Here is a 17,372-nt window from a genome sequence, read left to right as displayed (position 1 = left end):
TACTGAACGAGGAAAGCCTATCTACCTTTTATTTCTAGAGTAGCGAAAGTAAATCTGCTCCTTTATGCTCAAAAAGAGAGGCAGGGAAAGCTGTTCTTCCTGAGGCTCCCGGCCACAGATTTCCTCCGCCAGCAGCATCCTCCAGCAAAATATGCTGTGCCCTTGGCTGCTTACCAAGTTAACAATCAAGTCGGCATTTAAAGTCGCTCTTGCACCAACTAGCCATCAGAATAGTCTCGTTTAATCCAGTCTTCTCTAAGTCCAAGCAGGATATTCATAATATTCGAGTAAGCCAGAAACGGCACTGACAAGGTAACATTAAGAGACTCACACTCAACATCTAAAGGAACGTAAAAATCCAAGTCACCCTGATCTCCAGCGCTTGAAAACATCTCAATACTCAAATGACTAACAATGCGAACAACCTCTGAAAATAGAAGCTTTCGCATCCTCCCTTCCACCCCAAAAGCGAACCCATTTATATATATATCCAGCCTCCCCTCTTCAAGGTGGGTGGAGAACAAAATCTGCCCCTCTTCTTCCCTCTCATAAAAACATCCTCGCCCTGAACCCTCCAAATCCTTCATTCTTTTTTCAATAGACCGACGAATTTTCACTTCCCGAGCTCCTTCAAGAACGCTTTCAACCCATCAGTAGTTGCGGGAAAACTAAAGGAAAATTTTTGATTCACATTATTAACGCTGCCGGTTCCTAACATCGATCCTTGCTCGGATGCATAGTGCCCCTTCAAGGTAATTGTCTGCGCGCCTTGGGACTGAGAGTAAGAGAGCATTTTTCTCAATGGCCCGACCAATTCTGCCGCCCCATCAGCCCCGACGCCAATGAGTCCCTTCGAAGTACCTACAGAGAACCCATCAAATATTATCTCACCGGAATTCAAGGTGACTCTGGGGGAATAAATAGTTCCCACACCATTAGACGCATCAAAAGAAACCTTGCCTAAGTCTTTAGGTATTTCTTTCGGACCATCCGTAACGACGCCCTTGCCTGCCCCTGCCAACCCTCCATCAATGGCCAGCCCAACCTCAACTCCCAATGCAGTCGAACTCGCGGCGTTGTCCCGCACCACGCTGGCACCCTGGCCTTGCATGGTGTGCAAGGCATCCAGATAGCCTTTCATACGGATGTCTTCAGGTAACGAGGCAACCGAGTTCCAAGCGTTCTGGATATCCCGCTCCGCACAGCTTGAACAGGTTAGCGCACCCATCAACCACAAGGCAGTTTTTGAAGGCGCGCTGACGATCCCTTCCAGTGCCAGCCCAAAGCCCGCTTGGCTACCTTCACCTTTGGCATTCAGCACTTCCGCACGGTTCGCGGGGTCCCTCGTATAGCTCGCGGGATTCGCTAGGGCTATGTTTTCCAGAACGCTGGTCAGGGCCTCCTTGTTCTTGAATAGCGCCGTCAGCCCCACCCGCTCGTTGTAGTAGTCAGCCTGGGTCACCTGGAAGAGATTACTGTCCGGGCCTGTGCCCAGCTCCGTACGCAGATACTGAGCAGCCCGGGCAGCGTTGATGTCTGTGCCGGCCAAGGCCTGGTTCCAGCCATTGTCCACCATCATGGCGGCCGTGCTGAGAAGCTCTTTGCGGGCAGTGTCCTCGCTCAGCCCATTTTCCTGGGCATAACGTTTGACGCGCTTCACATCCGATGCGAATTTGATTTCATCTGGGTGTAGCTGCCGGTTGTACGCCGTCCCGCTTTTGGCGATCTCGGCGCCCAGACTCACATCGCCATTGACCGCACTTGCCGCGGCTACGCCAACGAGTTGCGAGGCCATCAGTTCGAGGTTTTGATCGCCACCTACCATTTTCCCAAGGAGGTTGATCATGGCCTCGTTGGCACCAGCGGCCGCCGCTCCAGTCTTGAAGTCACTGCCGGAGGCTTCGGCCAGCAGACCTCCCATCAGGGCGTGAGCCATGATTTTCGGCGGGCTGCCATCAGGGTATTTGACCGAGTCGCCAATGAAATTGAAACCTACCGCCATTCCCAGGTTGCGCGCCTGACCTGCCATGGCATTACCGAGGTTGTCGATGTAGCTGCCGCCATAGGCGGCCTGCTGCATGACCGATTGAGCAAAGCCTTGGGCAATGCTGTAGGCAGCAAATCCACCGATTCCCTCAACTGTGCTGAGCTTGAATCCTTTGGTGACTTTGTTGATGTTGTCACTGGATACGCCGAAAGCCTTGTCCAACTGCGGGCTGACGAGATAAGCCGTGGCCGCTGCGATGGCGTACCCTTTCAGACTGTCAGCACTGGTGGCCTGTTGCAGCCCCTTGCCAAGGTCACCGCCATTGTTGATGGTGCCAATGGCGAGGTTGCTGGCCATTGCGCCATACACCGGGCCGAGGTAAGCAACTGCAACGATGGCAATGGCCAGTGACGGCGCAGCCCCTAACCCCGAGTTGCTGTACTTCCAGCTATCGTGCACCTCCTGCACCATGCGCCAGTCCACATCCCCGCGCTGCTCGGCCTCCTTCAGCCACGCCAGTTGCGGATCCACCTGCACCATCGCGTCGATGGTCTGGCTCACGGTCTTCTGGTCGATGTGCTTGAGGTCGATCTTCAGCCCTTCCACGGCCTTGATCGCCAGGTTGCCCTGGGCGACGAGCTGGCTCTGGCGTACGGTTTCGTCGGTCTGGCCCTTGCCCTTCGACGACTGCCACGCCAGGTCGCCCTTGCTCTTCTCGTGGCTTTCCTGGTGCAGGTCCTTCACCGCGTCGAAGGTCACCGCGCCGCCGCTGACGATGGCCAGGTCGTTGCCCGATTCCAGCTTCGCGCCCTGGTAAGTCTGGTCGCCGCCACTGAGCAGGGTGAGGTCGCCGCCACTGGATATTTGGCTGCCCACTGCCGTCACATCGGTGATTTCGTCGCGCCGGGTCTTCTTGCTACCGAAGCTGCCTTTGCTCTTCTTGTCGTAGAGGTAGTAACTGCTGTCGTTGGCGGCCAGCAGCTCCAGCTTGTCGCCGGCCACCAGGTAGGCTTCGTCGCCGGCGCTGGCCTGGCTCGCGACCAGCCGCAGGTCCTGTCCGGCATTGATCGCCAGGTCGCCGCCAGCGTCCACGCGAGTGGCCTGCTGGGTGATCTTGTCGTCCTGGAAAGTGACCTTCTTGGTCTTGCCATAGGCATGCTCTTCGTTGGCAGCCGCGACCAGGCCCACATCGCGACCCGCCTCGAATGTCACGTCGCGACGAGCGTCGATGCGGCTGCCCGCGACGCTGATATCGCGTCCGGCGCTGACGCTGATATCGCGCCCCGCCACGACCTCGGCGCCCATCTGGGTCGTCTGGGTCTGGTATGCCTGGCTTCCTGCCGTCCAGCCCCGCTCCGCTACCGCAGCCGAAACCAGGACATCCCTGCCGCCTTGCAAGGCGAGGTCGCCCTTGCTGTCGATGACACCGCCAATATTGGCTACATCGCGTCCTGCCGAAACGGTCAGCTTCTGCGCAGCCTCGATACGCGCGGCGCTATCGGCAAATGCCTCAGTGGTACCGGTTCCCCTGTAGGAGGACTGGTGCTGGGTCACCGTCCGTTCATTGATGACGTCTCCGGTAAGGGCGGAGAGGCTTACCTCGCGCCCGGCAATGATGCCGCCCTGGTCATTGCGGATGGAGCCGCTGGCCAGCAGGTCGAGGCGGTTGCCGGCCTCGATCAGGCCGCTGTTGTCGATGTTGCCGGCTGTCGCGCTGAGGTCGTTCTGCGCGCGCAGGGTACCGGCGTTCCTCAGGTCCCCGCCGGTGATCAGGTTCACGTCGCGCCCCTGGATCAGCGCGCCGTTCGGGCCCAACCGCCCCTCGGCCTGGGCCAGGTAGACCACGGGGGCGAGGACCTTCTCGCCATTCACCTCGACTTCTTCCAGCCAAACGATGTCGTGGGTCAGCGCGGCCACCTGGGCGGCGCTGAGGGTGACGCCAGGGGTCAGTCCCAATACGTCCTTGCTGGCGATGGCGTTGTCCATCAGATAGCGGAACATCGCTTCGTCGCTGTTCAATCCGGCGATGAAGCGCTGCCCCGTACGCTGGACGATCGCTTCGCGTACCAGGCGCTGCTCGTATAGACCGTCGCCCAGGCGCTTCTTGCTATCGTCCGGATTGATACCCAGGCCACCGAGCAGGTAGTCCGAGTTGAGGAACTGCTTCAGCTCGGTGAGCGCCGGGTTGGTCTCGATCAGATACTTGTGGCTGTTGCTCGGTGTGGCATTGCTGGGCACGCCCTCAACGCGCGCAACCGACGGCAGGGTTTGCAACGCCGGCTGCCCAACCGGAGGCTCGGCAAGAACGGCGCTCCGCTCTTCGAGGCGAGGCAGGCTGCCCTGAGCCCTAACGGCCGAAGGCAGTGCCTGCACCGACGACTGTTCAGCCGGCAGATCGGCAAGGATGCTGCCATTGCCACCTGGACTGGAGACTACCCCCTCTACACGCACTGTCGAAGGCGAGGCCTGGACCGTCGCCTGCGCACCCTGCCAATTGGCGAGAATAGTTCCATTCCCATCGTGACCGGGCACTGTGCTTTGAATACGATCAGCCGCGGGAAGGCTTGAGAACGAGGGTAGACCACCGCGCAGATCGGCGAGGATGACGCCATTGCCGCTGTGACCCGATGCATTGCCCTCGACGAGTCCACCCAGTCCCGTGGTCGCCTGGTGCTCACCGGCCTGGAAACGGCCAGTGTTTCCCCCGTCGCCCGAGATTGGCGCGGAAGCCCGTAGCGCATCGATAGCCTCAGCTACCCGGCCTTGATAGGCGGAACCGGCAAGCGAGGTGACACGATCATCGCCGACACGACGCGCCTGGGTACTCCAGCCACTTGCGCCACTGCCTGTCTGTGCGGATACAGATACGCCATGGCCGCTCTGGGTGAGATCGCTGGCGGATTTCAGAGCACCACTTGCCTGGTTCACCTGGGCTCCTTGGGACGCCAGGCGGAAGAGCCCATTCTGGCCTTGAGGCAGGCTGAAGCCCGGCAAGGTGAGAGGATTGATCTGTTGCCGAGCTAGATCTGGAGGTAACTGAGAGTGAAGTACGATATCAACTACGCTTGAAGACTTACCAACCGTCGTAGACCCCAAGTCTTTTCTCGAAGCCGTGTAGTCCTGCCACTGCTTTATGTCGCCATTATAAAGATTCCCGCTTGCGACCAGTGAAACTGTCCTGCCGGACTCGATAACAGAAGGTAGATACCCCCCCTCCCGGAAAACTTTTGCATCACTGATAAGCGTATAGCTGTTGAACTCTTTAGGTATATCTACCGCATTCCCTTTCCCGTACAGTGGATTTACCTTGCCCCCTCCCTGATATTTCCTCTCGTAGGGTACAGTCTGACAACTACCCTCCATGCAGTTCACAGAGTAGTAATCATGTATCAGCTTGGAGTTCCTGCGTTGATAGGTCTCAATCCCTCCGCCGTCATTAAGCAACTCTATTAGTTTATCTTCTGACCATCTGTCTGTAGGTCCCTTGAAAACTCGATTTCGAGTGTAATCACCCGATGCTATCGAAAGATTGCTGAAGTTTTCAGCAGAAAGCTCAACATCACCTCCAGCAGATACCGTCGAGCCAAAATTATTGAACTCCTTGAACCACCCCTTTAGCGCTCCGCCAACGCTAAAGCTAGAAACAGGAGAGGCCAGCTCAAAATTTGATTTATAAAATTCATCAACATAAAAGACATTCGTGCGCCCACCGTCTAATTGATCAAACGTTATATCTCCATACTCCAAGGTCTCAGAAGAGCTGTAAGCATCGACCTTATTCTCAAAAATTTCAGCACGCACAGTGGCATTACCCACTGCCTCAATCGTAGACGAGCGATTATTTACACTACTCGCCCAGCCCCCCGCATCGTCGCGGGCGATATCCAGCCTGCCGAGGCTGTACACATCCCCGTAGAGGTTGGTGATGTCGCCGGCGCGCAGGGTCATGTCGGCGCCACTGAACAGCAACCCGCGCTCGTTGAGCAGGGCGGGCGCGTTCAATCGCAGGTTGCCGCCGCCGCCCAGGGTGCCGTAGTTGTTCAGGCTCGCGGCGCTGGCCACGAGGTCGCCGGCGGCGGTGATCCGCCCACGGTTGACCAGCAGGTTGCCGGCGCCGAGCGTGACATTGGCGCCGCCGGCGAGGCTGGCGGCATTGCCGAGGTCGAGGCTGGCGGCGTTCAGGGCGAAGTCGCCGAGGCTGGTGGCGCGGCCGTTGCCACGGTAGCCGCCGCTCAGGTCGAGTCGGAAGCTGCCGTCGCTGGCCAGCAGGCCGTCGTTGCTCCAGTCGCCGCCGCGGCCAGTGAAGGACTGCACCGCCAGCAGCTTGCCCTCGGCCGTCTGGCGGAAGGTGCCGATGTCCAGGTTCAGGCGTCCGGCTTGCAGCACGCTGCTGTTGGTCCATTCGCTGGCGCGGATGTCCAGCAGGCCATTGCTGGTCAGTTCGCCGCCGGCGCGGATCACCTGCCCGGAATCCAGGCCGAAGGTGCCGTTGCCGGTGTGGAGGATGCGCCCGCCGGCGTTGGCCAGGCTGCCCAGTTGCAGGTCGAGGTCCTGGTTGGCGCTTTCCAGCACGCCGTAGGCGTTGTTCAGGCCGCCAGCGACCAGCCGCGTGCTGCCGCTGCGGCCAAGGGCGCGCAGGCTGCCGCCGCTGTTGTCGATCGCGGCGGCGCGCAGGTGCAGCTCGCTTTCGCTTTCCAACTGGCCGAAGCGGTTGGCCAGCGCGCCGGCCAGGCTGAAGTCGATGCGCCCGGCGCCGACCTTGCCGCCCTGACCCGCCGCCGCGCCCTGGTTGAGGAAACGCTGGCCGTCGAGGCTGAGCAGGCCGCTGGCGTAGAGGCCGCCACCCTGGTTGTCGAAGTCGGCGGTGACGATGCGGTTGTCGCCGCCCAGCGACGAGAGATGGCCCTGCTGGTTGCGCACGCCTTGCCCGGCGCGGATTTCCAGCGACTGCGCCTGGGTGACGCCGGCGCTGTTGTCGAACAGCCCGGTGACCAGCTTCAGCCAACCCTTGGCGCTGTTGAGCACGCCGCCGGCGCCGTTGTCGAGGCTGCCGCTCTGCAGGTCGAGGTTGCCGGCCCGGCTGTCCAGGCGGCCGCCCTGGTTGTCCAGCGCGCCGCCGATACGCAGCCGGTTGTCGCCCTGGGCCTGGAGCGTGCCCTGGCGGTTGTCCAGGCTGCCAGCCTGCACGTCGAGGGCGCCGGCCTGGCTGAAGATCAGGCCGTCCTGCTGGTTGCGCAGGGCGCCGCCGCCCAGGCGCAGGCTCATGCCGGCCTGGCTGGCGAGGGTGCCGGAGGCGCTGTTGTCGAGGCTGCCGGCGCTGATCTCCAGCAGCCCCTGGCTGACCAGCTTGCCGCCGCGGTTGTCGACGCTGGCGCTGCGCAGCAGCAGGTCGCCGCCGCTGGCCAGGCGCGCCGCGCCGGCGTTGACCAGGGCGCCGCCGAGGATGGCGTCGAGCCGGCCCTGGCTGATCAACTGGCCGTCGCTGTTATCCAGGCTGGCGCCCTTGAGCAGCAGGCTGCCGCCGTTGATCCGGCCGCCGGCGTTGTTCAGCAGCGTATCGTCGCGCTCGAAGCTCAGCGCGCGCTGCGCCGAGACCAGGCCGCCCTGGCCGTTGTCCAGCTTCCCGGCGATGCTCAGGGTCACGTCGCTTTCGCCGGAGACGATGCCCTGGGCGTTATCCAGGCTGGCGGCGTCGATCCGTTGCGCGCCCTTGCTGACCAGCGCGCCCTGGCCGTGGTTGTCCAGCGCGCCGCCGAGGCTGATGGCCAGCTCGCCGTCCTTGCTCGAAAGGGTGCCGCCGGCGCTGTTGTCCAGGCTCCCGCCTGTCACCGTCAGGCCCTGCCATCCGGAGAGCAGGCCGGCGCCGGCGTTGCCCAGCGCGTCGGCGTCCAGGCGCAGTTTCCCGGCGCTGATGATGCGCCCCTGCTGGCCGTTGTCGATGCGTCTGGCCAGCAGCTCGAAGCCCTGCTGGCTGGAAATCTCGCCGCCCTGGCGGTTGTCGAGGACGTTCAGCCGCTCGATGCTCAGCGGGCCGCGAGCACTGATCAGGCCACCCTGGTTGTCCAGGTCGCCGCCCCGCAGGTCGAGACTGACGCCGCGCTCGCCAATCAGCCGGCCCTGGCGTTGCACCAGGCGCTCGACCGTCAGGCGCAGGTCGCCCCGGGCGGAGATTTCGCCGCCGTCGGCGGAATCGACGCGCCCTGCCGTCAGTTCCAGTTCGCCGTCGCTGGTGAGCAGGCCGCCACGGTTGTCCAGGTTGGCGGCGCTCAGGCGCAGCGACTGCTTGCCACTGAGGGCGCCGCCACGGTTGTCGAGGTCGGCGCTGCTGACGTCCAGCACGCCCTGGCTGATCAGTTGGCCACCCTCGGCGTTGTCCAGCGCGCCAGTGACGACGGTCAGGCCGGCGTTGCCGGAGAGCAGGCCCTTGCCGCTGTTGTCCAGCGAGGCGCTGGCGAGCGTCAGGCGGGCGCCGGAAACGGTGCCTTCGGCGTGGTTGTCCAGCGCGCCGTCGACGCGCAGGTCGATGCCGGCGCGGCTGGCCAGGGTGCCCTTGGCGCTGTTGTCCAGGCGAGCGGCCGCGATGTCCAGGCCGGCGGCGCCGGAGATCACCCCGGCCAGGCTGTTGTCCAGGGCCTGGGCGATGCGCAGGGTCAGGCTGGCGGCGCCGATCAGGCGCCCGCCGCGGTTGTCCAGGCTGGCGGCGGCGAGGGTGAAGGCGCGGTCGCTGGAGATTTCCCCGCCGGCGCCGTTGTCCACCGCGCCGAGCTGGCGCAGCAGCAGCGCGCCGGGCGTGGCGATCAGGCCGCCGTCGCGGTTGACCAGCGTGCCGCCATTGAGGTCGAGGGTGACGCCGGTTTCGCTGACCAGGACGCCGCCTCCGCGCTGGTCGAGGCCTTTCAGGTTGGCGTCGAGCAGGCCCTTGGCGCTGACCCGTCCCTGCTGGCCGTTGTCCAGCCGGGCGGCCACCAGGGTGATGCCGGCGTTGCTGCCGATGCCGCCGTTGCGGCTGTTGTCCAGCACGCCGGTGCGGATATCCACCGCACCCTTGGCGCTGATCACGCCGGAACGGCTGTTGTCGAGGCTGGCGCCCTTCAGCGTCACACCGGCATCGCTGAGCAGCCTGCCGCCCTGGTTGTCCAGCGCGGCCTGGCTGGTCAGCGCCAGCGCACCGGCGCTGGAGAAGGTCCCGCCACGGTTGTCCAGGCGCGCGGCGCGCGCCGTCAGGCTGCCTTCGCTGACCAGCGCGCCGCCCTGGTTGTCCAGCACGCCGCCGAGGCTCACGCTCAGGCTGTTCTGGCTGTCGAGCCGACCGCCGTCGCCGTTGAACAGTTCGCCGCCGTCCAGGCTCAGGCCGTCGCGCCCGGCCAGCACCCCCTTGGCCTGGTTCAGCAGGCGCTGCACGGTGAGGCGCAGGCCGCTGTCGCCGATGACCTTGCCGCCGCGGTTGTCCAGTTGCTCGCGGGCGTTCACGGCGACCTTCGAGGTGCTGGAAATCTCGCCGGCGCGGTTGTCGACCTGCCGCGCCTCGATAGCGATGCCGCCATTCGCGGCGATCAGCCCGGACTGGCTGTTGTCGAGCATGTCGGCGCGAAGGTCCAGGCTCCCCTGGCTGACCAGCTCGCCGCCTTGCTGGAGCAGCGTACCGACCGCCGCCTCCAGCACGCCTCTGGCGGCGATACGGCCTTGGTTGCCGTTGCTCACCTGGTCGGCTACAAGCTCCAGGCGGCCTTCACTCACCAGGCTGCCTTGTTCGGCGTTGTCCAGGCTGGTCACGCTGATACGGGCATCACCCTTGCTGCCGATGGTTCCCGCACGGTTGTCCAAGACCTGAGACTCGATGGCCAGTCCGTCGGTCGCCAGGACCTGCCCCTTGAGACTGTTGTCCAGTGTCTTGGCGATGCGCAGGGTCAAAGCTTCGCTGCTGATCAGCCGCCCGCCCTGATTGTTCAGTGTGTTGGCGGCGAGGGTGAAAGCACGGTCGCTGGATATCTCTCCGCCGACGCTGTTGTCCACCATGCCGAGTTGGCGCAGCAGGAGCGCGCCAGGCGTTGAAACCAGACCGAGGTCGTGGTTGTCCAGGGTGCCACCGTTGAGGTCGAGGGTGACACCGCGCTCGCCGACCAGCGAGCCTCCCCCCTGCTGAAGCAACCCTTTCAGGTTGGCGTCGAGCGTACCCTTGGTGCTGATCCGTCCTTCCCGGCCGTTGTCGACCAACCCGGCGACCAGGGTGACGCCCGCATTGCCGCCAATGGATCCCTTCTGACTGTTGTTCAGGGCTCCGGTACGAATGGCCACAGCCCCTTTCGCACTGACCAGGCCCGCACGGCTGTTGTCGAAGCCAGTGCTGTTCAGGGTGGCTCCAGCATCGGTCACCAACCTGCCACCCTGGTTGTTCAACTCGCCCCGGCTGGTAACGAGCAGGCTACCCGCACTGGAGAAAGTCCCCGCCTGGTTATTGACCTGGTCGGCCTTCACTGTCAGCGACCCTTCGCTGACCAGTGCACCGCTCCCCTGGTTGTCCAATGCACCACTGAGCGTTACATCCACCAGGCGTTGGCTGCTGAGCAGGCCGCCATCGCCATTGAGCAGTTCCGCGCCGTCCAGGTGCAATCCATCGCGACTGGCGAGCACACCCTTGGCCTGGTTCAGCAGGCGCTGCACGGTTAGGCTCAGCTCACTGTCGCCGATCACCTTGCCCCCCCGGTTGTCCAGTTGTTCCCGGACAGCCAGAGCCACCTTGGCCACGCTGGATATTTCCCCACCGCGGTTATCGATCTGGCGTGCCTCGGCGGTGACCCCGCCATCGGCGCTCACCAGGCCGCCATTGCGGTTATCCAGGCTATCGGCGTCGAGAGTCAGCGTCCCCTGACTGGCCAGTTCTCCACCCTGCTGCTCGAGGGTGCCAACCGTGACCTGCAGATCGCCCTTCGCGGCAATGCGCCCCTTGGCGCTGCTCACCTGCTTGGCGGTCAGATCCAGGGCGCCTTCGCTGACCACGCGGCCTGCCTCGTTCTCCAGGCGGTTCACCCCGATGCGTGTATCGCCCTTGCTACCAACGATGCCGCTATGGTTGTCGAAGACGAGTGCAGCGACATCCAGCCCTCCGCTTGCGGAAAGAACGCCTTGGAGGCTGTTGTCCAGTGCCTGGGCGATGCGCAGGGTCAGGGAGTCGCCGCTGATCACGCGGCCACCCCGGTTGCTCAGCGCGGTCGCGGCGAGGGTAAAGCTTCGATCGCTGGAGATCTCGCCACCGCCACTGTTGTCCACGACACCCAGTTGCCGCAGCAGCAAGGCTCCAGGCGTGGCGATCAGGCCCTGAGCACGGTTGACCAGTTCTCCCCCGCGCAGATCGAGCGCGATGGCCGTATCGCTGACCAGCCTGCCGCTGCCCTGCTGATCCAGCCCCTTCAGGTTGGCATCGATCGCACCCTTGGCAGTGATCCGGCCGTTCTGGCTGTTGTCCACCAGGTCCGCGACCAGCGCGAGCCCGGCACCGCTGCCTATGCCGCCCTTCTGGCTATTGTTGAGGCTGCCAGTACGGATCTCCGCGGCCCCCTTGGCGCTGACGATGCCGCCCTGGCTGTTGTCGAGGCTGGCGCTGCGCAGGACGGCACCGGCGTCGGTGACCACCCTGCCCCCCTGGTTGTTCAACGCACCCTGGCTGGAAAGCGACAGGGTCCCGGCGCTGGAGACTGCACCGCCCTGGTTGTCCAGCCGACCGCTCTTCACGCTCAGGCGTCCCTGGCTGCTCAAGCTGCCCGCCTGATTGCCCAATACGCCGTCCAGAATGACGTCGATGCTTTGCTGGCTGCTGAGCAGGCCGCCGTTGCCATTGAACAGTTCGGCGCCATTCAGGCGCAGCCCATCACGACTGGCGAGTACCCCGCCGTCCTGGTTGAGTACCCGTGGCGCGACGAGGCGAAGTCCGCTATCGCCGATGGCCTTGCCGCCTCGGTTGTCCAACTGCTCGGCGACGTCCAGTGTCACCTGGCCCGGGCTGGCGATTTCGCCCGCACGGTTGTCGATCCTCCGGGCGGAAACGGTCATGTTGCCATCAGCACTGACCAGACCGCCGCTGCGGTTGTCGAGGCTATCGGCCTCGAGCATCAGCGCACCCTCGCTGCTCAATTCGCCACCCGCCTGGTTAAAGGCTGTCACGCTGGCGTGCAGGTCACCCCTGGCCGCGATCCGTCCCCTGACACTGTTCGCTCGCTCGGCAGTCAGTTTCAGACGACCTTCGCTAAGCAGGTCGCCGTCATCGTTTTCCAAACGGGACACGTCGATATCGACGGCGCCCTTGCTGCCGATGGAGCCACTGCGGTTGTCCAGGGCAAGCGCCCGGATATCCAGGCCTCCGGTGCCGGAGAGAACACCTTCGAGGCTGTTGTCCAGAGCCTGGGCGATGCGCAACGTCAGTACACCGCCGCTGCGCAGGCGGCCACCCTGGTTGGTCAGCGCGGAGGTGGTGAGTGTGAAGGCTCGGTCGCTGGAAATTTCCCCGCCGCTGTTGTCCACCATGCCGAGTTGGCGCAGGAGCAAGGTTCCAGGCGTGGCGATCAGGCCCTGAGCGCCATTGGCCAGGGTTCCCTCGTTCAGGTCGAGTATGATGCCGGCATTACTGACCAGCCGCCCTTTGCCCTGCTGATCGAGTCCCTTGATATTTGCGTCGATCATGCCTTTGGCAGTGATCCGACCTTCCTGGCTGTTATCCACCTCAGTAGCAATCAGGCCGAGCCCGTCATTGCTGCCAAGATTGCCTTTCTGGCTGTTGTTCAGAACCCCGGTATGGATCTCCGCCGCAGCGTTGGCACTGATGATCCCTGATCGGCTGTTGTCCAGGCTGGCGCTGGTCAGGCGCAGGCTGGAGTCCGTCACCAACTTGCCGCCACGGTTGTCCACCGCCTCCTGGCTGCTCAGTCTCAGCGCACCGGCGCTGGACAGCGTGGCGTCCTGGTTGTGTACGCGCCCGGCGCTCACCGTCAGGGTGCCGTCGCTGAGCAGCGCGCCCTTGCCCTGATTGTCCAGCACGCCGTCCAGAGTGACCTCTATATGTCTCTGACTGCTGAGCAGTCCGGCATTGCCATTGAACAATTCGGTACCACTCAGGCGCAGCCCATCGCGGCTGGCGAGTACTCCCTTGTCCTGGTTGAGCACGCGTGGCGCGGTGATGCCCAGACCACTGTCACCGACGACTTTGCCGCCACGGTTGTCCAGTTGCTCAGTGAGGTTCAGCGTCGCCACGCCCTGGCTGGCAATCTCGCCGGCACGGTTGTCCACCTGCCGGACATCGATGACTACACCTCGGTTGCCGGCGATGCGACCAGCGCCGTTGTCGACTTTGTCGGCGTCGAGGGCCAGCGCGCCCTGAGTCGTCAGCTCTCCCCCGTTCTGCACCAGCGCACCGAGTTTGGCACGCAGTTCATCCTTGGCGACGATACGCCCCTTGGAATTGTTCGCCTCATCGGCCGCCAGCTTCAGGCCGCGTTCGGCGATCAGCGTGCCAGCGTCGTTTTCCAGGCGGGTCACACCGATATCGATGGCGCCCTTGCTGCCGATGGAGCCACTACGGTTGTCCAGGACGAATGCCTGGATATCCAGACCTCCGGCGCCGGAGACAATCCCCTCGAGGCTGTTGTCCAGGGCCTGCGCGATACGCAAGGTCAGGGCTCCACCGCTGAGCAGGCGTCCACCCTGGTTGTTCAACGCGGAGGTGGCAAGAGTGAACGCGCGGTCGCTGGAGATTTCCCCACCGCTGTTGTCCACCACGCCGAGTTGGCGCAGGAGCAAGGTGCCAGGCGTGGCGATCAGGCCTTGAGCGCGATTGACCAGGCTTCCCTTGTTCAGATCGAGCGTGATGCCGGTATCGCTGACCAGGTTGCCCCTGTCATGCTGGTCCAACCCTTGGAGATCCGCATCGATCGCACCCTTGGCAGCGATCCGGCCCGCCTGGCTGTTGTCTACCCGAGCGGCGACCAGGGTGAGTCCCGCATCGCTGCCGATACTGGCTTTCCGGCTGTTGTTCAGGTTGCCGGTACGAATCTCCACGGCCCCCTTGCCACTGATCGCACCGGCCTGGCTGTTGTCGAGGCTGGCGCTGCTCAAGCTAAGTCCGGCGTCGCTCGCCAGTCTGCCGCCCTGATTGTTCAGGGCGCCCTGGCTGGTCACTGCCAATGCCCCTGCGCTGGATAGCGTACCGCCCTGGTTGTCGAGCCGGGCTGACTTCACCGTCAGGAAGCCCCGGCTGTCCAGGCTGCCGGCCTGGTTATCGAACGCACCGGCCAGGGAGACGTCGATACCCTTCTGGCTGGACAGCAGGCCTCCCCCGCCGTTGAACAACTCCGTAGCGCTCAGGCGCAGCCCATCGCGGCTGGCGAGTACCCCCTTGTCCTGGTTGAGCACGTGCGGCGCGGTGATGCCCAGACCACTGTCACCGACGATCTTGCCGCCACGGTTGTCCAACTGCTCAGTGAGGTTCAGCGCCACCACGCCCTGGCTGGCAATCTCGCCGACGCTGTTGTCCACCTGCCGGGCCGTGATGTCCACGCCCTGGTTGCCAGCGATACGGCCAGCGTTGTTGTTTAGGATGCCCAGGTCGAGAGTCAGCGAGTCCTGACTGGTCAGTTCTCCTCCCTTCTGGCTCAGCGTGCCAACCTTGGCATGCAGGCTACCATTGGCGGCGATACGCCCCTTGGAACTGTTCGCCTCATCGGCTACCAGCTTCAGGCCGCGTTCGGCGATCAGCGTGCCAGCGTCGTTTTCCAGGTGGGTCACACCGATATCGATGGCGCCCTTGCTGCCGATGGAGCCACTACGGTTGTCCAGGACGAATGCCTGGATATCCAGACCTCCGGCACCGGAGACAATCCCCTCGAGGCTGTTGTCCAGGGCCTGCGCAATACGCAAGGTCAGGGCTCCGCCGCTGAGCAGGCGTCCCCCCTGGTTGTTCAACGCGGAGGTGGCAAGAGTGAACGCGCGGTCGCTGGAGATTTCCCCACCGCTGTTGTCCACCACGCCGAGTTGGCGCAGGAGCAAAGTGCCAGGCGTGGCGATCAGGCCTTGAGCGCGATTGACCAGGCTTCCCTTGTTCAGATCGAGCGTAATGCCGGTATCGCTGACCAGATTGCCCCTGTCATGCTGGTCCAACCCTTGGAGATCCGCATCGATCGCACCCTTGGCAGCGATCCGGCCCGCCTGGCTGTTGTCTACCCGAGCGGCGACCAGGGTGAGTCCCGCATCGCTGCCGATACTGGCTTTCCGGCTGTTGTTCAGGTTGCCGGTACGAATTTCCACGGCCCCCTTGCCACTGATCGCACCGGTCTGGCTGTTGTCGAGGCTGGCGCTGCTCAAGCTAAGTCCGGCGTCGCTCGCCAGTCTGCCGCCCTGATTGTTCAGGGCGCCCTGGCTGGTCACTGCCAATGCCCCTGCGCTGGATAGCGTACCGCCCTGGTTGTCGAGCCAGGCTGACTTCACCGTCAGGAAGCCCCGGCTGTCCAGGCTGCCGGCCTGGTTATCGAACGCACCGGCCAGGGAGACGTCGATACCCTTCTGGCTGGACAGCAGGCCCCCCGCGCCGTTGAACAACTCCGTAGCACTCAGGCGCAGCCCATCGCGGCTGGCGAGTACCCCCTTGTCCTGGTTGAGCATGCGTGGCGTTGTGATGTCCAGGCCACTGTCACCGACGATCTTGCCACCGCGGTTGTCCAACTGTTCGCGAGCGCTCGCCACCACCCTCGACGTGCTGGAGATATCGCCCGCTCGGTTGTCGATCAACCGAGAGCTCAAGTCGAGATCCTGGCCGGCGACAATGCGACCGCTGCGATTATCGAGCCGATCCGCCTTCAGGAGCGTACGGCGCTCGCTGACCAGCTTGCCGCCCGCACTGTTGTCCAGACGAGCGACCTCGATGTCCATGTCTCCCTTGCTGGAAAGGAGACCGGCACTGCGATTGTCCAGTGCGGCAGCCTGGACCTGCAGTTCGTTCAGACCGACGACCTGGCCGCCACGGTTGTCGAGATCGCCACGGGTCTTGACCACGGCGCGGTCCCGGCTCTGCAACAGGCCGTCCTGGCGGTTGTCCAGGCTGCTCGCCTCGACCCGCAGTTCGCCCTCGGCGAGCAGCTTGCCGCCACGGTTGTCCAGGTGCCCGGCGTCGACCCGGACGGTCGCCCCCTTCAGGCTGCCGCCCTGGTTGTCCAGCGCCTGGCTCGCCTTCGCTTCCAGCGCGCGGCTGGCCACCAGGCTGCCGGCGTTGCGCAGGGTGCCGCTGCGCAGCTCGAGGTCGCCGCGCGCGTTGCGCCGCTCGTCTGGCTCGACGCCGGCTTCGATCACCCCGGCGTTGTCGATATGCGCCGCCTCCAGCGCGATGCGTTCGCGCGCCGCCAGGCTCTGCCGGTTGACCAGTTCCTCCGCGCTGCGGATCTCGGCGCTGCCGCCGGCGTAGGTCTTGCCATTCAGCTCCACGGCCTGGGCCGCGATCTTCAGGTCGCCCTGGCTGGAGGCCTGGGCCAGGCTCAGCTTGCCGCTGGCGTCGATGCGGATGTCGCCGCCGCTGGCGGCCATGTCGCCGGCCAGCCGCACCCCCACGCCCTGCTCGGTGCCGACCAGGCGGATCGACCCGGCGTACATCCCGCCCAGGGCCGAGCTGTCAATCGCCAGCTGCGGCTTCTCGCTGCCATCGGCGGCGCGCGGCGTGGCCTGCAGGCTGTCGGCCTGGACGTCGTTGCGGCCGGTGACGATGTTGAGGTTCTTCGCGTAGAGCTTGGCGTTGAGCTTGGCGCTGCGGGTGATCAGGTCGAACTGTTCGAGGTTGCCGACGTTCAGTTCGGCGCCTTCGACGACGATGTCGCCGCCGTCCACCTGGAAACGCTCCAGGCGCTGGCCGTCCATGATCGGCTTGCCGGTGGTGAGGGTCGCGCGCGGCGTGTTGATGAAGCCGCAGCCCTGGCAGGTGATGCCGTGCGGGTTGGCGACGATCACCCGCGCCGACTGCCCGGCCACCTCGGTGTAGCCGGCCAGGGTGCTGCGGTTGCCGCCGGTGACCTGGTTGAGGATCACCTGCGCCGCCTGGCCCTTGAGGTTGGGGTTGCCGAGGATGATCCCGCCGAGCTGGGTACCCTGGGTCTTGCCGGTGGCGTTGTTGAGGATCAGCCCGTTGGCGCCGACGTTGTAGTCGCGGAAATGGTTGTTCGACAGCCCGGCGCCGTTGGGCGTGGCGATATTGACGACGGGCACGCCGTTGCCCGCCTGGCCCAGGCCGGTGTTGCCGCCGGCGGCCTTGTCCAGCGCCAGCCCCGCCGCCGCGGCGACGATCGGGTTGAGGAACAGGATGCCGGCCAGGGACAGGGCGATGCACTGGTTCAGCGGGCTGCGGATGTCCATATCGTTA

The 17,372-nt window shown here is 64.1% G+C and carries 2 protein-coding genes; both read right to left on the bottom strand.

The annotated features are described in order from the left end of the window. Positions 1–218 precede the first annotated feature (218 nt). Complete coding sequence (locus tag ACYAF3_RS24215) at positions 219–617, bottom strand: hypothetical protein (RefSeq protein WP_123789288.1); 399 nt, start codon at positions 615–617, stop codon at positions 219–221. After that, on the bottom strand, positions 614–17,365 hold the full coding sequence (locus tag ACYAF3_RS24210) for a two-partner secretion domain-containing protein (RefSeq protein WP_474726502.1): 16,752 nt from the start codon (positions 17,363–17,365) through the stop codon (positions 614–616). The genes ACYAF3_RS24215 and ACYAF3_RS24210 overlap by 4 nt, the downstream gene beginning before the upstream one ends. Positions 17,366–17,372 lie beyond the last annotated feature (7 nt).

This window comes from Pseudomonas sp. TZ252 (assembly GCF_056110345.1).
Note: the sequence above shows the minus strand (reverse complement) of the source record. Positions and strands in the feature narration are given on the sequence as shown.

Bases quoted from the DNA above. Each gene is read 5' to 3' on its own strand.
- ACYAF3_RS24210 (WP_474726502.1), bottom strand. From the start codon at position 17,365: ATGGACATCCGCAGCCCGCTGAACCAGTGCATCGCCCTGTCCCTGGCC.